Below are 16,423 nucleotides of genomic sequence, written 5' to 3'. Positions count from 1 at the left end.
TGTGCGGCGCAGAGCAACGGTCCAACATCGATCGCCGCTTGCGCTCTCGGATGCCGCGCACGTCTTTGTAAACCCAGCAGCGGTGGTCGCGACGATTGTTGTGGGTACCGTCGACGAGGCGGTAATGTGCTGAACCCAACAATGACAACACACGCTTCTCTACGCGGCCGGACCACTGGCTCCGCCATCTACGACCAACGTGGGCGGCTTGTCGATGAGTTCGTACAGTGCGTACGTGAAGAAGGCTTTGCCGCCGCCAGCGCCAAGCGGGTGGCCGAACGCGCAGGCGTTACCTGGGGGGCCATCCAGTACCACTTCGGAGATCGGGACGGACTCCTCATGGCCGTCGTGGATCGCGGCTTCAAGGACCTACTCGAGTCTCTGCGCGCGGTGAAGCCTCAGCCCGCGGCACGGTCAGCTCGGCAGAACGCGCGCTTACTCATCGATGCCATGTGGTGTGCCTTCACCAGCCCTACTTCAGCGGCCGCGATACAGATTCTGATCGCGACGCGCGCCGAACGCGGCGACACAAAAAGCCAATACTTGTCCGAGGTATTCGAGACCCTAAGGCAGCTGGGACGTCGCTATCTCGGTGAAGGGCTGGCACCTCGTCACGCCGCCGTCATCGGAGACCTCATCTGGACGACTCTGCTGGGGGCGATGTCAGCACAGATGCTCGGCGTAGAGCCGGCAACCACCGCCCGTGAACGGCAGATCTTGATCAACACGGTGACTGGCTACCTTGAACGGCATCATGTGTCCCCGTAGCGCGCCACGCAGACCTGCTCATGGAAGTCAGCCGCGTGCCGCCAGCACCCGTGCCGCCGTGATCGACGAGACGCTCCTATGCATTCATGCTGAAGGCTTCGGCGCCGCGAGCGCCCGGCACATCGCCAGAAAGGCCGGCGTCACATGGGGCGTCATCCAGTATCACTTCGGTGATCGCGACGGGCTACTCCTGTCGGTCGTCGATTACGTCTTCGCTGAGCTGATCGAGACTCTCAATGGCATACGCACTGAATCCGCCACCGTGACCCTGCGGCAGCGCATCACGTTCGGAGTCGACGCCGCTTGGCGAGCACTCTCCAGCGGCAATTCCCTGGCGGCGCTGGAGATCGTCGTCGCCACCCGCGCTTCGGGTGGATCAACGGCATCCACCCACCTTGCCGAGCTGCACAACGCCTTCGGCGCGCTTGGCCGCCGTCTCGGCGGGCAATTGGCCACGCGGCACGGCAGGGATATCGGCAATCTGATGTGGGCGACCCTGCGCGGGCTCGTGATAGCCCAACTGACCGCAGCAGAGCCTCTCGACACGTCGCGCGAACGGAAAGCGCTCGTCGAAGCGATTGTCTTCTACATCGACTCACGTAAACCGAGCGAACATGCCGCAGGCGCGCACTCAGTAGGTACCCACGCAGCGGACAATCCACGGTCTGACTAACGACTTTATTTTCATTATCTGCAATCGGTAGCACCGGGCGGCCCCAGTCCACCCGATTATGACCTAAACCGCAGCAATATCCTTCAAGATTAGTCTTGGACGCGGCACTGGAAGACTCGTAGAGTCGTAATCGATGGACGCGGCGATAAGCGACCATCCGATCCAAGACCATCCGATCCAAGAAGAGCAGCCACCGGCGGCTGTGCCCGAAGGAGTTTTTCACCATGAGTCGCCCGACGGAGCAGGAAGTCCGGAACTATTTTCACACCCTGTCCAACTGGGGTCGTTGGGGTGAGGACGATCGTCTCGGAACACTCAACCTGATCACCTCAGAGAAGCGCGCCGCTGCAGCTGGTGCAGTCCGCGACGGCGACGTGGTCTCGCTCTCCCGAGACATGGACCCCGCTGACCCGGACCCGCTGGGACGGGGCACGGTACTGCAGCGCTATATGGAACTGGGCGAAGTGAGCCACATGTCGGGCGGTGCCATCCAGTTCGACGCGGTACGCGAGTACGTGGGCATCGTGGGCCACGGATCGCACACCCACCTCGACGGCTTGGCTCACTTTTCCTGGGAGAACAAGAACTACAACGGCTTCGACGCCGGGGATACCACCTCGGTGGGCGGCGCGACGAAACTCTCGGTACACCAGGCCAAAGAAGGGATCGTCAGCCGCGGAGTCCTGCTGGACATTCCGGCAGCCAAGGGTGTCCGGTGGCTCGACGAGGATTACGCGATCACTCCCGATGATCTGCTGGCCGCCGAGCAACGTCAGAACATCACTGTCGGGTCGGGCGACGTACTGCTCGTCCATACCGGACATTTCGCGCGGCTGGCCGCACTGGCGTCCGACAGGCCCAAAGGAGTCGATACCACTCAGCCCGGCTTGAGCGCCGCATGCCTACCGTTCCTACACGAGCGCGACGTCGCGGTCCTGGGCAGCGACGGCATCCAGGACGTCCGTCCCTCCGGCTTCGACTCACCCGATCTGTATATGCCGATTCATGCGGTCACGTTGGTAGCCATGGGCTTGTGGTTGATCGACAACGTCGAGCTCACCGAACTCGCTGAAACGTGTGCGGCCAAACAGCGATGGGAGTTCTTCTTCTCGATGCTGCCGTGGCGCCTGGTTGGCGTCACCTCCAGTGCCACCAACCCCATCGCCATGTTCTGACGCCCTTGACTTTTCGATAGAAGGAGAACAATCATGCGCACCTACCCTCGACGCATCCGCAACAAGCTGGAAGCCGGTGAACGCGCCTACGGCGTCACCGTGCAACTCCCCTCCCCCGACTCCGTGGACATCGTCGGATACACCGGCTACGACTTTGCCTGGATCGACGCCGAACACGGAACGATGGACCTCGGCGATATCAATACGCTTATTCGGGCCGCCGATGCTGTCGGCATTGACGCCATCGTGCGGGTACCGGATCACAACCCGTCCTTCATCCAACGCGTCCTCGACGCAGGCGCAACCGGAATCATGGCCCCCCACATGTGCAATGCCGATGTCGCGGCCGCCATCGTCGCGGCCGCCAAGTACGAACCGGAGGGCACCCGCGGAGCCTGCCCGGCCACCCGCGCGGTGGGCCACCTCACCGAGAACTGGATTGCCGACTACCAGCGTGCGAACCGCGACACCCTGGTGTTCGGGCTGATCGAGGACATCGAAGGGGTCGAAAACGTCGACTCCATCGCCCGTGTGCCCGGCTTGGATGGCCTGGTATTCGGTCCGTTCGACCTGGCAATGGCCCTCGGTCTCGAGGGCAACGTCACCCACCCCGACGTCGACGCGGCGGTAGCCAAAGTCATCCAGGCAACACACGATGCCGGCATCGAGTACATCGCTATTCCCGGCTTCGGCTCGGGCGGCCTAGAAGCAGTGGCCGCCAGCGGATCTCGGATCATCAACGTCACCGGCGACCGCGGGCTGCTCTATACCGTCTTCAAGGCGCAGTTGGATGAAGCCCGCAGCGCCCTCGAGCCGACTGTGACGGGAGCCCGGTAATGCCAAAACCCACCGCCGAGGACGTCATCGGCTACTTTGATTCGCTGTCGAACTGGGGGCGCTGGGGCGCCGACGACCGGCTCGGAACGCTGAACCTGATCACTCCCGAACGCCGCAAAGAAGCGGCCGCGCTGGTGCAGACCGGGGAGGTCGTGTCGCTCTCGCGCAACATCGACCCCAAAGATCCCGACCCGCTCAAGAGTGGTCTCGGCGTAGTGCAGCGGTATATGGAGCTCGGCGAAGTGAGCCACCACGTCGGTAAGGGCATTCGCTTCGACGGCAACAGCGAGTACGTCGGCATCGTCGGACACGGCTCTCAAACCCACCTCGATGGCTTGGCCCATTACACCTGGGATGGCAAAAACTACAACGGATTCGACGCCGAGGAGACCACCTCGGTCGGTGGCGCGGGCAAGTTGTCAATCCATCATGCCAGCGACGGAATCATCACCCGCGGCCTGCTTCTCGACATCGCCGGCCTGCACGGCGTGCCCTGGCTGGACGCCAGCTACCCGATCATGCCTGAGGAACTGGCCGCTGCCGAAGAACGCCAAGGTGTCACCGTCCGCGCCGGCGACGCACTGCTCGTCCACACGGGCCACGTCGCTCGCGCACTCCACGAGGGCGGCCGAGAAGTGGGCAGCCCGCAACCCGGCCTGCATGCGGCGTGTCTGCCGTACCTGAGGGAGCGGGACATCGCCGTCCTTGGCAGCGACTGCATCCAGGACGTGCAACCGTCCGGCTTCGACACCTTCGACCTGTTCCGGCCGATCCACGCCGTGGCACTCGTCGCTCTCGGGCTGTGGCTCATCGACAACGTCGAACTCACCGAACTCGCCCGGACCTGCGAAGAGCGGCAACGCTGGGAGTTCTTTTTCACGATGCTGCCGTGGCGATTCGTCGGTGTCACGGCCTGCGCCACCAACCCGGTCGCCGTATTTTAGCCCCTTTTGCGACCTTGTCAGTCATCCAAATCTGCAAAACGTCCAGCTGAAAAGTTCGATTACTGCGCCTGGTGTCACAATCGCTTCATGGATCTTCGCCACCTGCGCTACTTCCTTGCCGTCGCCGAAACGCTGAACTACACCCGCGCGGCTGAGCGATTGATGATGGCCGCGTCGCCGCTGAGCCGCAGCATCCAGCAACTAGAGGCAGAGCTCGGCGGGCCACTGTTCGTGCGCGGCACTCGCAAGGTCGAACTCACCGCCCTCGGTGAGGCGTTGATACCGCACGCCGAACGGACACTGGCCGACGTTGACAGGCTCAAGCGGGAGATGCACCACCGGGTACTCGGCCGGCCCGAGTTCCGGGTGGGCATGCGGTCGATTCCGGGAGAGCTGATCGATGCGGTCGTTGACGACGTGATCAGACAGGTCGAACCCGACGCGCTGATTCGCCTCGATCCGCTGGACTCGCTCCCTCAGCTAGATCAGCTCCTCAACGGCCGACTGGCACTCGGAATGATCAACCGACTGGTCGACGACGCGCGACTGGACTACATCCCAATTCTGTTGGAGCAGGCCGGTATTGCCCTGCCCGACCGGCCAGAGTACGCCAGACTGACCGAAGTGCGGCCCGAGCATCTCACCGAACTGCGCCTGCTCGTCCAACAAAGCGTCGAACCGTTCGGAACCCACTTGAAGGAGTACCTCGACGCTGTCACCGACGTTGTCCACCTGACAACGGCTATCATCGGCGGCCTCCCGACACTTGTGGCCCGAGGCGACGCCTGTTGCCTCACCGTCGCCAACCCCCGCTCGCCATGGCATCGCTACCTCGCCGGCGAAGGCGTGATTATCAGACCGCTGCCAGCCACCTTTCCCAAAGCTACGACGTACCTCGCATGGCGCGTCGATCGGGACGCCCCCGACGATCTCGGCCCCATTCTGGCCGCTGCCCGATCGAGATTCGCTGTTCCCATCGATCGATGAACCCGCACCCAACCCCGGATTGCGACACAACGAGCATTAATTCATCCCACTACTGGTCGTAGACGCGGCCCTTACCGCCAATTAGGGTCGTAATCGATCGCCACAATCCGCGGAGCCGCTCGCCTGGGTCAGAAGTTCCGCCAATTTGAGCTCGGCGACTGTCGGCTGTGGTGGCGGTTGCCGTTTGTCAGCGGCGATCCAATCTGCTCGGTGAAGGAGCTGACCATGCGTGAGGGAAATCTGCGTTCTCGATTCACCCACAATGTGCCGATGTCCGTAGTCGCGGAAGCTGAACTGCGCGCACATCTCCCGGGTGTGGACACAACATTGTTGCTGGTGTGCGCCGTTCACGTGACCGGTGACCGTTCCTTGCTGGACCGGTTCGCCGACAAGGTCGGACTTCCGCGAGGGTACATCCTGGGGCCGGTCGAGGCCCCAGTAGAGCCCGCGACGCTGCAGGCGCACGCCGAACTCACCGACATCCTGTGTGCGGCGTTGACCAAGCGAGATCAGAGCCCCTACCTCGGGGCCACCGACCTGGAGCTGGTCTCCCGCATGGCCGACCTCGCGGTCGGCACCCACTTCGACCCAAAGCTACTCCCGATGTACCTGGAGCAATCCGGCTTCCTGCCGGATCAGCGGGCGATCCCGCCCAGCACGACACCACCGGCGACGCTGAACCTCGCGATCATCGGGGCCGGGATGACCGGCCTGGACGCCGCCGTCAAGGCCACCGACCGCGGCTTCGACTACGAGGTGTTCGAGATGGAGGCGGACATCGGTGGGCTGTGGTGGTCGCAGACCTATCCCGGGGTCGCGGTCGATACTCCGTCCGTCTACTACTCGCTGTCCTATGAGATGACCCCGGACTGGAGCAGGCACTACCCGATCGGTGAGGAGTACCAGAGCTACCTGACCGGGCTCGCCAAGAAATACGAACTCACCGATCGGCTGCACTTCAACTCCAAGGTGTCCCGAATGGAATGGCTCGACGCCGAGCAGGTCTGGGAACTCACCATCCAAGACACCGTCGAGAACACCGCCCGCACGGTCCGGGCGGGCGCGGTGATCACCGGCGCCGGCCTTCTCTGCCGACCCAAGTACCCCAATGTGCCAGGACGGGAGACTTTCGCCGGTACCTCGGTGCACACCGTCCGCTGGCGCGATATCGACCTCGCCGGCAAGCGGGGCGCCGTCATCGGCGTCGGCGCCGCCGGAATCCAGGTCATCGCGTCCCTCGCCGACCAATTCGAGCACCTCACGGTGTTTCAGCGCCAAGCCCACTGGGTGATGCCCAACCTGCTTGAAGACAATGGCGTGGTCGCCGACGGCGAGCGCTGGCTGCGCCGACACCTCCCCTACTATCAACACTGGTCCCGGTTCCTGACGTTCTGGCAGATGAACGTCATCAGCTACGACATGTGCAAGGTCGACGAAGACTGGACCAAGACCCACTCTCTGTCGGTCTCCGCCGAGAACGACATGGTCATGCAGATTGCCCTGGCGTCCATCAACGGCACCTTCGGTGAGGGTTCCGAGCTTGCCCGCAAGCTCACCCCGGACTTCGCATTCGGCGCCAAGCGACCGATCCGCGACCCCGGCAGCTTCGAGCCGGGCGGCTACTACTACGCGCTGGCCCAGCCCCACGTCGACCTCGTGACCTCAGGCCTGGCCAGGGTCGTCCCTGAAGGGATCGTCACCGCCGACGGCACCCTTCACGAACTCGACGTCATCATCTGGGCGACCGGAATGACACTGGACTGGCTCTCCCCCATCGACATCATCGGCCGCAACGGAGTCACCCTCAATCAGGTGTGGGCTGACAACAACCCCCGCAGCTACCTGGGCGGCACCGTGCCAGGCTTCCCCAACCTGTTTGTCAACGACGGGCCCAACACCGGGGTCGCCACCGGCGGAGCCGGGCATAACTTCATGGCCGAAACCGTCGACCACTATGCCTTCGAATGCCTGCAACTCATGGTGGAACGCGGCGCCACCTCAATCGAGGTCACCGAGCAGGCGCACGATGCGCACAACGACCGGATCGACGAGCTGATGGAAGACTTGATCTGGACCCACGAACTCGGCGCCGACACCTACTACCGCAACCAATCCGGCCGCATCATCGTGCCCAGCCCCTTCACCGCCATCGAATACTGGGACATGAACCAGCGCCCCGACGAATCGGCATTCGTCCTGCGTGCCGGGGCACCAGCGCAGCCGTTACAGCACGCGTCGGCGCATGAGTGAGCGCTCGGCCGTCATCCTCGGCGGCGGCGGCGTCACCGGAATTGCCTGGGAGACCGGGATTTTACTGGGGTTGGCAGACAAAGGTGTGGACCTCGCCGGCGCCGACGCGATCATCGGGTCCTCCGCAGGCTCGTTCGTCGGGGCCTATCTCGCCGCCGGTGTCGTCGAAAAATACTTCGACGCCCAGTTCGACGACGACGTCACTGAGATTGCCGCCACCATGTCCGAGGATTGCATCGCCGCCTACCTGGAGGCCATCGCCGAAGGCAAGGACGATCCCGTGCGGATGGCCCGCAGTTTGGGCCGGATGGCGGTGGCTGCCACGACGGTCTCCGCTGAGGCCAGAGCCGCGGTCGTGGCCGCACGCCTACCGTCGGAGGACTGGCCCGCCGGCCCCCTGCAGATGACCGCCCTCGACGCCGAGACCGGAGCCCTGCACCTGTTCGACAAGGATTCCGGGGTGCCGATCGTGACCGCCGCCGCCGCCAGCGGCGCCGTACCAGGCCTGTGGCCCGTGGTCACCGCACTAGGCAGAACATGGATCGACGGCGGCTCCTGTTCACCCACCAACGCCGCCCTCGGTGCGGACTACGACCGTGTCGTCGTCATCGCGCCCGCGGCGGACGGATTGCCCGGCATGCGCGGAACCCGTTCGGAGGTCGCGGATCTCGCGGCCGCCGGGATCGATGTCATCCTCATCGTCCCCGACGAACACACCACAGAGGCGATCGGACCCAACGTCTTCGACCCCACTCGACGCGGACCGGCCGCAGCAGCGGGACGACTCCAGGGTGCGGCCGAGGCCACCAAAGTTGGCTCGGCACTACAACAATTTTAGGGAAAGAGGATCGTATGGCTACATCAACACGACCCTGGCTTCGATGCGCGCAAGCGCGGCGAGGACATCCGCACCGGCGATCCCGGCGCGCCGGCCCACATCGCATCCGTTCTCACCAACGAATTCGTCCTGGCCGATCTACCGCTCACCCGAGAAGAATTTCACGCCATCTTTGACGGCGCTCTGTGGGCGAACCACGAACCCGATCGAAAGCCCAAGCGTCCCAGGTGCCCCGGTCGGGGCGCGGCGTCCCTACCGCCGCACGCCAACAGACGTCGTCGGCACTGGGCGCTGGATGAGTTTGTCGTGCAGCGTGATCAGCACCCGCAGCGCAGCCCGGTCGGGCTTCAGCATCGCCGTCAGAGGCAGCTCGTCGACGACGAGCAGTTCGTCGGGGGCCTTGTAGTCGGCCAGCTCGGCCGCCACATGCGCGCGTAGCTCGGCCAGCGTCGGCGGGATGGCGGGGTCTTGCGGGACCACGACGGCGACCCCGATCTCACCGATGATCGGTGCCGGCCGGCCTATAACCGCGGCCTGTTTGACCTCTGAGTGATCAGCGAGGGTCCGCTCCACCTCACCGGGATGCACGTTGTAGCCACCGCGGATGTACATGTCGCCGCGCCGTCCCACCAGGATGAGGTTGCCATCTTCACCGAGCACCCCGATGTCGCCGGTGCGCAGCCAGCCGTCACGCAGCGTCTCGGCGGTGAGTTCCAGATTGCGCCAGTAGCCGCGCATCACGCACGGACCGCTGACCTCCACGACACCGTCGGGTCCGACACGTACGTCCATCCCTGCCGCCGACCGGCCGACGGTGCGGAACTGCACCTCGGGTGTGTCCTCGGGTGCGGTGCCGCTGATGGTCGGGCATTCGGTCATCGCATACCGCACCACCAGCGGGACGCCGATCCGTTCGGCAACTCGACGCACCAGATCGGGAGGTGCCGGTGCAGTCGCCACCACTCCGATCCGCAAGTGCGGCAATGCCTGTGGGCTTACCCCGTCGACGTCGAGCAGCTTGGCCCACTGGGTCGGCACGGCGCCCGCGACGGTGATCCGCTCGTCGCGCAGCACGTCGAACATGCCCTGAGCCGACCACGGCGCGGGTGGGATCACCAGCGTGGTGCCCCAGACCAGCTGATCCCAGAGCTTGAACATGTAGCCGGCGTGCGCGAACGGGGTCGAGGTGAGCCGCCGGTCGTAGGGAGCGCTCATCACCCCGGCCGATGCGGCGCCGGCCGCCAGCCGATCGCCGTCGTACACCGCGCCCTTGGGCGTTCCGGTGGTGCCGCTGGTGAAGATCAGCGCCACGGGATCGCGTCGGGTCAGTTCGGCCGGTGGCGCGACCGCGGCGGAATCGGTCGACAGAGCGTCCTGCCGCAGCACGCGGCGTCCGGCGGTCGGCAACTCGCCCAGTCGTCCATCGGCAACGATCAGTGCAGGGTCCGCCTGCTGCACAATCGATTCGATCTCGCGACGCCCCAGCCGCGGGTTGAGTCCGGTGGTGATCGCGCCGATCATGGCCGCGGCGGCGTAACACGTCGCATAGTCGATACCCGACGGCAGCCAGAAGGTGACCACGTCACCCTTGCCGACTCCGAGATCGGCGAACTGCGCGGCGACACTACGTGCGCGGCCTATCCACTCGGCGAAGGTGACCCGCGCGCCCGGCTCCACATACGCTTCCCGATCACCGTGGGCCAGAGCCGCGGCGTCCAACAGCTCCCGCGTACTCGCGAAACTACGGTTTATGACGAAAATCGGTGAAATTCCGTCATAAACCGTAGTGTCGGCGCGGTATTCAGCCATCTACGGTTCCTCGGCGCCGAGAATCACGGTGCCACTGGAACAGAACCAGCCGCCCGTACCGCTGACGCAGGCGAGCTTAGCGTCGGGCACCTGGCGCGGCCCGCATTCCCCGCGCAGCTGGCGTACCGCCTCGACCAGCAGGAACAGTCCGCGTTGCCCCGGGTGGCACGCCGAGAGCCCGCCGCCGTCGGTGTTGGTGGGCAGTGCGCCGCCCAGCCGCAGGGCGCCCGTCTCCACGAATGCGCCGCCCTCCCCCTTCGGACAGAAGCCGAGGTCTTCCAACGTGAGCAACAACATGTAGGTGAACGCGTCGTAGAGTTCAGCCACGTCGACGTCGGACGGTGACACCCCGGCACGTGCGAAGGCCAGGGGCCCGCTGACCGCGGCTGGGCCGACAGTGAGGTCGTCCCACTGTGAAGTGAGCATGTGCGATGTGGTCTCACCCGTTCCCAGCACCCAAACAGGTTTACTTTTAAGATCTTTCGCACGGTCGGCACTGACCAGCACGGCGGCCGCCCCGCCGTCACTGCGGATACAGCAGTGCAGCTTGGTGAACGGGTCGGCGATCATCGGCCCAGACAGTACATCCTCGACAGTGATCGGGTCGCGGTAGTACGCCTCGGGATTGTCCGCGGCGTTGAATCGTGCCGAAGCCGCGACCTCGGCCAGCTGCTCGATGGTGGTGCCGTAGGTGTGCATGTGCCGACGCGCCGCCATCGCGTACTTGGAGACCAACGTGTGCCCGTAGGGCGCCTCCCACTGCAGCGGCCCACGCGCGCCCCAGTTGATGTTGGCTCCCCGCAATCCTTTTCGAAGATCTGAGCGCGCGGTGGACCCGTAGGTGAGCAGGACCACGTCAGCATGTCCGGCGGCAATGGCATCTGTGGCGTGTGCGGCCATCACCTCCCACGCCGCACCACCGACGGCAGTCGAGTCGATCCATCTGGGCCGCAGACCGAGGTACTCACCGACATCGACCGGCGGCAGCGTGCCCTGCCCGGTGGAGGCAAGCCCGTCGACATCGGCGGGTGTCAGGCCGGCATCAGCCAGTGCCCGCCGACTGGCCTGCGCGATCAGCTCATAGGGGCTCTTGTCGTCGACCCGACCGACGTCGGACAGCGCGACCCCGGCGACCGCGACACCGCGACTCACTGGGCGCGATCCTGCACCAGCAACTCGGCCAGCACCTCGGTGGGCTCGGCAAACAGATGCCGGAACACGTGCGCACGTTTCAGATACAGGTGCATGTCGTTCTCGAAGGTGTAGCCCATACCGCCGAACACCTGGATGCCGGCAGCGGCGTTGTCGACAGCCGCCGAGCCGGCGACAGTCACTGCCGAGAGCACCTGCAAGAGCGCATCGGCACGGCCGTCGGCCAGCGCGATCGCAGCGAAGAACGTCTGCGCCTGTGCGGCCTCGGCGGCGATCTCCATATCGACGCAGGCGTGTTTGATGGCCTGATGCACACCGATCGGCTTACCGAACTGCTCGCGTGTCTTGGCATGTTCGGTCGCCGAGGCGCCCGCCGCGGCAGCCAGGCCGGCGAGGACCGCCGCCGTCAGCACCATGGCCCGCCCCCAGATCCACTCGTCGTCGGCGGGCAGCCAGTACCGAGGCTCGGCCGATTCGACGGTGGCGGTGGCGATTCGGGTGCCGGGGTCGGCGGCCACGAGCGGCGTCAGTTCGCCGAGCGACTCGATGCCGATGAGTGCAGCCCCGCTGCGGGCAACCACGAGTGCGTGGGAGGCACCGGCTGGTTCGAACACGTCGAAGGTGCCTTTGATGGGCCGGACTTCACCGTCGCCACGCAGCACGGCGAGCGCCACCAGGGCGCGCCCTTCCCCGATCTGGGTCGCCAACTCCACGTCCCCGCAGCGCGCGGCCACCCGGGCAGCCAACGTGCAGGCGAGGAACGGGCCGGGTGCGAGGCGCTTACCGAGCTCGACGAACAACAGCACCTCGTCGTCAAATGGCCGGCCAGACCCACCGAACTCCTCGTCGAGTCCGAGAGTGAGCAGACCCATCTCTGCGCCCTCGCGCCAGAGTTGCTCGGGCACTGATGTTTCCGCGTACCGGTCGGCACGGATGCGTTCGACGGGCATCCGTTCGGCGAGGAACTCCCCTGCCGCTGCCACGATTTCGAGCTGTTCAGCTCCTGGTAACAGGTCCACGCCCGCCTCCTGACTGATCGTTCATCGGGGCAGCCCCAACACCCGCTCGCCCACGATATTGCGCTGGATCTCCGAAGTGCCGCCGCCGATGGCCTGGGAGAAGCTGTAGTAGTAGTACCCCACCCACCCGTCGACGTCCCATCGCGAGGAATGGCGGCTGGAGGCTGGGCCAATGACATCCATCGCCAATTTGCCGATCTGCTTGGCCAACTCGGCATACATCAGCTTGACGATGGAGCCGCGGGGTCCAGGAGTTTCGGTCTTCAACGCCTCGCAGATGTTGGTGTAGGTCAGCGCCCGTAGCGAGGCCACCGACGCCCGCGCATGCGCCAACCGCCGCGCGATCTCGTCGTCGGCGATCGCGGGTCTGCGACCGTCGGGGCCGACGTGATCGCGCGCATAGTCGATGAGGTCTTCGATGATCTTGGCCAGCCGAACCTGGTTGGCGGTGAAGGCGGTACCCCGCTCGAACGACAACGTGGCCATCGCGACGGACCAGCCCGCACCGACGTCGCCGACCACGTTGGACAGTGGGATCCGGACGTCGTCGTAGAAGACCTCGCAGAATTCCGCACTGCCCTCGATCGTCTCGATCGGGCGGATGTCGATCCCTGGCGTCTTCATATCGCAGATGACCCAGGTAATGCCCTTGTGCTTGCTGCCGGTGTTGTCGGTGCGTACCAAGAGTTCCTGGTAGTCGGAGATCGTGGCGAAGCTCGTCCACAACTTCTGCCCGGAGACCACCAGATGGTCACCATCGATCACTGCCCTGGTGCGGAGTGCGGCCAGATCCGACCCGGCGTCCGGCTCGGAGAAGCCCTGACACCAGAGCACTTCGCCCCGAAGGATTTTCGGAAGATGGAACGACTTCTGTTCGTCGGTGGCCCGGGTGATCAAGGTTGGTCCGGCATGCGAGAGTCCGACGAAGCAGGCGTCGATACCGGGAAATCCCCTGGCGGCGTACTCCTCGTACCAGATGAGCTGCTGCAGCAGGGTCAAGCCCTTACCACCGTATTCGGTCGGCCAGGCGATTCCCGCCCAACCGCCCTCCCATTGGGTGCGCTGCCAGGCCAGATCGTAATCGCGGATGCCCGAGTCGTCGCGGGGGCGAGGTTCGGTCGGCTTGTTCTCGTCGAGCCAGGTGCGGACCTGATCACGAAACTCGATCTGATCAGGGGTGAAGTTCAGGTCCATGGTTAGCGATTATAGGTGACATTATCGTCAGAACCAACATCTCTGCGGCGATAGGGTGACGCGATATATGCCAGTTGTAGCCCACCATTCCTCCGTACAGATCGTGACGACATAGTCAGATAATGATCTTTCACGACGACTGGCGATACCGGTCGGCCAGCTGCTCGGCACCTCGGGCCAACAGCGCCACGTCGGCTCCCACCAGAACGAAATCCGCTCCGACGGCGACATACCGTCGGGCGATTTTCTCGTTGAATGCGTTCACCCCGGCGCACTTCCCGTGTGCCACGATCGTGGCCAGCGCGTCCTCGATCACGCTCACTACATCCGGGTGCTCGGGCTGGCCGAGCTTGCCCATCGACGCGGCCAGGTCGGCGGGTCCGATGAATACCGCGTCCACCCCGTCGACTTCGGCGATGTCGCCCAGCTGTTCCAGCCCCGCCACCGTTTCCACCTGAACGGTCAGCGACACCGATGCGTCCGCCGTGGACAGGTAGTCCGATATCCGGTTCCACCGGGAGGCGCGCGCCAGTGCGCTGCCGACACCGCGGATACCGGCGGGCGGGTAGCGGGTGGCCGCCACCGCCCCGCTGGCCTGCTCGGCATTGTCGATCATCGGCACCATGATGTTCTGCGCACCGACGTCGAGCAGCCGCTTGATGGCGACGGGGTCGGCGGACGGTGGACGGACCAGCACGTCAACGTCGGGATAACCCGCCAGCACCTGTAATTGGTCCAGCGTGGTCCGCAAGTCGTTGGGGGCGTGTTCCTGGTCCAGCAGCATCCAGTCGATGCCCGACCCCGCGCAGATCTCGGCGACGTAACCACTGCCGGAGGCCAGCCACATGCCGAACCGTGGCCCTGCCCCGATTCGTTGCACCCACCGATTCACGAGGCCTCACCCGGCTCGGTATCGCCGCCGGCGCAGCTCCGGTCGAACAACACCGACACAGTGCCCAGCGGCCCGTAGTCGGCAACGAAGGTATCGCCCGGTTCGGCGAACACCGGCTTGGTGAACGATCCGGACAGGATCACCTCGCCGCGCTGTAACGAAACACCATGCGGAGCCAGACGGTTCGCCAACCATGCGACGCCGTTGCCTGGATGGTTCAGTACCGCGGCAGCCACCCCGGACTCCTCGATGGTGCCGTTGCGCAGCAGCAGCGCCGACACCCAGCGCAGGTCGACGTCCAACGGCCGGAACACCCGCCCGCCCAGCACCAGACCCGCATCGGCGGCGTTGTCGGCAATGGTGTCGACGATGGTACGCAGGTGGCCAGTCTCGGGATCCGACATCTGCACTCTTGCATCGAGGATTTCCAGCGCGGGGGTGACGAACTCGGTGGCGCGCAGCACGTCGAACAACGTGACATCCGGACCTTGCAGCGTCTCGCCGAGCACGAAAGCCAACTCGACCTCGACCCGTGGTCGGATGAATCGGCCGAGCGGCACGTGTCCACCGTCCTCGAAGAACATGTCGTCGAACAGCGCACCGTAGTCGGGCTCGTCGATCGACACCGCCCGCTGCATCACCTTGGAGGTCAGACCGATCTTGCGGCCCTTCACCTTTCGGCCGTCGGCGACTTTGCGCGCTACCAGCGCCCGCTGCACGGCGTAAGCGTCCTCGATGGTCATGTCGGGATAGTCCAGCGACAGCTGCCGGATCGGCGTCCGATTCTGCTCGGCCTCATACAGCCGACGAGCGATATCGTCGAGCGCAGCGGGATCGGGTCTGGTCATCTGGTCAGGAACTCGACCGCAGCGGTGTTGAACGCTTCGGGATCCTCGAAATGTGGCCAGTGCCGAACCGACGGCATCTCGAACACCTCGGAATTCGGAATCAGCTCCGCGATGGTGCGCGCGGTGTCCTGGTACACGCCGTGATCCTTACCGGACGCGACGATCATCACGGGTACGGTGATGCCGCGCCATTTGTCGTCCGGGATGAGGTTGCGATTGCGCACCTTCTCGTCCTGCAGGATCAACAGCCGATCGATGGTGTTGCGAGTGTCCTCACGCCGGTAGATCGACTGGCGCAAACCGATCAGGTCCGGAAGCCGATTGGCCTCGTCGGCGATCAGGTGGGCGAACACGGCGTGCAGCGACTCCCAGGTCGGCTCGTTGACCGCCTTGGTGCGTTCGGCACGAATACGCGCCATGTTCGAGGCCGAGGCTTCCCGGCCCGCCGGCGACATCAGGATCACCTTGTCCACCCGGTCGGGGTGGCCCACCGATACGGCGGAGGCGACGAATGCGCCCAGCGACATCGCCACGAAGCTGGCCGACGCCATTCCGAAATGGTTCATCACCCCGAGCACATGCTCGACGTATACCGCGATCTCGTAGTCATAGTCCGGCTTGTCGGAGAAACCGTTGCCCACCATGTCGATGGCCACGCAATGGAAATGCTTGCTCAACGCGGCGAGGTTGGGCGCGAACGTCTCCCAGTGCCCGCCGGTGCCGTGCAGCAGGATCGCGTGTGGCTTATCCGATCCAGCGCCGGCCTCGGCGTACCGCGTTCGCACGACGGCGCCATTGACCGGGACGTCGACGAAGCCCTGACGGAACTCGAGTTCCTTCAGATACATCCAGATGCTGCGGTAGTTGTCGGCATCCTGCCCGGCGTTCCCGTCGGCCGCGGTGTGCGGCGCCTGCGCTTGGGTCATCTCAACCCTTCCTCATCGTCCTTCTGACAATCATGTCAACTTATTGTCTCGGCCCCCCGCTCACCCGTCAATGGTGCCATGTTCCCCGGTAGATAACCACTGAAACCGGTC

At 64.8% G+C, this 16,423-nt stretch carries 15 protein-coding genes; 8 read left to right on the top strand and 7 right to left on the bottom strand.

Annotated elements, in window-relative coordinates; all coding sequences use genetic code 11:
- Window positions 1-141: 141 nt before the first annotated feature.
- The 8 genes from HBE63_RS03910 (at window position 142) to HBE63_RS03875 (ending at window position 8,472) form a co-directional block, all read left to right on the top strand.
- Window positions 142-768: a TetR/AcrR family transcriptional regulator gene (locus HBE63_RS03910; protein WP_166903446.1), complete on the top strand. Its 627-nt coding sequence runs from the start codon at window positions 142-144 to the stop codon at window positions 766-768.
- A gap of 58 nt (window positions 769-826) precedes the next feature.
- Window positions 827-1,441 carry a TetR/AcrR family transcriptional regulator gene (locus HBE63_RS03905; protein WP_243858489.1) on the top strand — a complete coding sequence of 205 codons (615 nt, stop codon included), beginning with the start codon at window positions 827-829 and terminating at the stop codon, window positions 1,439-1,441.
- A 224-nt stretch (window positions 1,442-1,665) separates the two neighbouring features.
- Window positions 1,666-2,616, top strand: coding sequence for a cyclase family protein (locus HBE63_RS03900; protein ID WP_166903444.1), 951 nt, complete (start codon window positions 1,666-1,668; stop codon window positions 2,614-2,616).
- Between the two features lie 33 nt (window positions 2,617-2,649).
- Window positions 2,650-3,453 (top strand): HpcH/HpaI aldolase/citrate lyase family protein, encoded by an 804-nt coding sequence (locus tag HBE63_RS03895; protein WP_166903442.1) that lies wholly within the window; start codon window positions 2,650-2,652, stop codon window positions 3,451-3,453.
- Window positions 3,453-4,397 (top strand): cyclase family protein, encoded by a 945-nt coding sequence (locus tag HBE63_RS03890; RefSeq protein ID WP_166903440.1) that lies wholly within the window; start codon window positions 3,453-3,455, stop codon window positions 4,395-4,397. Before HBE63_RS03895 ends, HBE63_RS03890 begins: the two co-directional genes overlap by 1 nt.
- An 87-nt stretch (window positions 4,398-4,484) precedes the next feature.
- Complete coding sequence (locus HBE63_RS03885) at window positions 4,485-5,384, top strand: LysR family transcriptional regulator (RefSeq protein ID WP_166903438.1); 900 nt, start codon at window positions 4,485-4,487, stop codon at window positions 5,382-5,384.
- Window positions 5,385-5,654: 270 nt separating this feature from the next.
- The gene (locus HBE63_RS03880; protein WP_208301292.1) at window positions 5,655-7,634 is read left to right on the top strand and encodes an NAD(P)/FAD-dependent oxidoreductase; all 1,980 of its coding nucleotides are present in this window, start codon (window positions 5,655-5,657) and stop codon (window positions 7,632-7,634) included.
- Window positions 7,627-8,472 (top strand): patatin-like phospholipase family protein, encoded by an 846-nt coding sequence (locus tag HBE63_RS03875; RefSeq protein ID WP_166903434.1) that lies wholly within the window; start codon window positions 7,627-7,629, stop codon window positions 8,470-8,472. The genes HBE63_RS03880 and HBE63_RS03875 overlap by 8 nt, the downstream gene beginning before the upstream one ends.
- Before the next feature lie 252 nt (window positions 8,473-8,724).
- Here HBE63_RS03875 and HBE63_RS03870 read toward each other — a convergent pair whose 3' ends face one another.
- The 7 genes from HBE63_RS03870 to HBE63_RS03840 form a co-directional block, all read right to left on the bottom strand.
- Complete coding sequence (locus HBE63_RS03870) at window positions 8,725-10,281, bottom strand: class I adenylate-forming enzyme family protein (RefSeq protein ID WP_166903432.1); 1,557 nt, start codon at window positions 10,279-10,281, stop codon at window positions 8,725-8,727.
- Window positions 10,282-11,433, bottom strand: a complete 1,152-nt coding sequence (locus HBE63_RS03865) for an acetyl-CoA acetyltransferase (RefSeq protein WP_166903430.1) — start codon at window positions 11,431-11,433, stop codon at window positions 10,282-10,284.
- On the bottom strand, window positions 11,430-12,452 hold the full coding sequence (locus HBE63_RS03860; protein ID WP_166903428.1) for an acyl-CoA dehydrogenase family protein: 1,023 nt from the start codon (window positions 12,450-12,452) through the stop codon (window positions 11,430-11,432). Before HBE63_RS03860 ends, HBE63_RS03865 begins: the two co-directional genes overlap by 4 nt.
- Before the next feature lie 21 nt (window positions 12,453-12,473).
- Window positions 12,474-13,646, bottom strand: a complete 1,173-nt coding sequence (locus HBE63_RS03855; RefSeq protein WP_166903426.1) for an acyl-CoA dehydrogenase family protein — start codon at window positions 13,644-13,646, stop codon at window positions 12,474-12,476.
- Window positions 13,647-13,776: 130 nt separating this feature from the next.
- Window positions 13,777-14,493, bottom strand: a complete 717-nt coding sequence (locus HBE63_RS03850) for an aldolase/citrate lyase family protein (protein ID WP_208301406.1) — start codon at window positions 14,491-14,493, stop codon at window positions 13,777-13,779.
- A 41-nt stretch (window positions 14,494-14,534) separates the two neighbouring features.
- Window positions 14,535-15,386, bottom strand: coding sequence for a 2-oxo-hept-4-ene-1,7-dioate hydratase (gene hpaH, locus HBE63_RS03845; RefSeq protein WP_166903423.1), 852 nt, complete (start codon window positions 15,384-15,386; stop codon window positions 14,535-14,537).
- Complete coding sequence (locus HBE63_RS03840) at window positions 15,383-16,312, bottom strand: alpha/beta fold hydrolase (protein ID WP_166903421.1); 930 nt, start codon at window positions 16,310-16,312, stop codon at window positions 15,383-15,385. The genes hpaH and HBE63_RS03840 overlap by 4 nt, the downstream gene beginning before the upstream one ends.
- Between the last annotated feature and the right edge of the window lie 111 nt (window positions 16,313-16,423).

It is taken from the genome of Mycobacterium sp. DL440, from assembly GCF_011745145.1.
Lineage (GTDB): Bacteria > Actinomycetota > Actinomycetes > Mycobacteriales > Mycobacteriaceae > Mycobacterium.
Note: the sequence above shows the minus strand (reverse complement) of the source record. Positions and strands in the feature narration are given on the sequence as shown.

Coding starts and splice junctions, on each gene's coding strand:
- HBE63_RS03850 (WP_208301406.1), bottom strand. CDS start 14,493: ATGTGGCTGGCCTCCGGCAGTGGTTACGTCGCCGAGATCTGCGCGGGG.
- HBE63_RS03895 (WP_166903442.1), top strand. CDS start 2,650: ATGCGCACCTACCCTCGACGCATCCGCAACAAGCTGGAAGCCGGTGAA.
- HBE63_RS03880 (WP_208301292.1), top strand. CDS start 5,655: ATGTCCGTAGTCGCGGAAGCTGAACTGCGCGCACATCTCCCGGGTGTG.
- HBE63_RS03890 (WP_166903440.1), top strand. CDS start 3,453: ATGCCAAAACCCACCGCCGAGGACGTCATCGGCTACTTTGATTCGCTG.
- HBE63_RS03885 (WP_166903438.1), top strand. CDS start 4,485: ATGGATCTTCGCCACCTGCGCTACTTCCTTGCCGTCGCCGAAACGCTG.
- hpaH (WP_166903423.1), bottom strand. CDS start 15,386: ATGACCAGACCCGATCCCGCTGCGCTCGACGATATCGCTCGTCGGCTG.
- HBE63_RS03840 (WP_166903421.1), bottom strand. CDS start 16,312: ATGACCCAAGCGCAGGCGCCGCACACCGCGGCCGACGGGAACGCCGGG.
- HBE63_RS03900 (WP_166903444.1), top strand. CDS start 1,666: ATGAGTCGCCCGACGGAGCAGGAAGTCCGGAACTATTTTCACACCCTG.
- HBE63_RS03870 (WP_166903432.1), bottom strand. CDS start 10,281: ATGGCTGAATACCGCGCCGACACTACGGTTTATGACGGAATTTCACCG.
- HBE63_RS03855 (WP_166903426.1), bottom strand. CDS start 13,646: ATGGACCTGAACTTCACCCCTGATCAGATCGAGTTTCGTGATCAGGTC.
- HBE63_RS03875 (WP_166903434.1), top strand. CDS start 7,627: ATGAGTGAGCGCTCGGCCGTCATCCTCGGCGGCGGCGGCGTCACCGGA.
- HBE63_RS03910 (WP_166903446.1), top strand. CDS start 142: ATGACAACACACGCTTCTCTACGCGGCCGGACCACTGGCTCCGCCATC.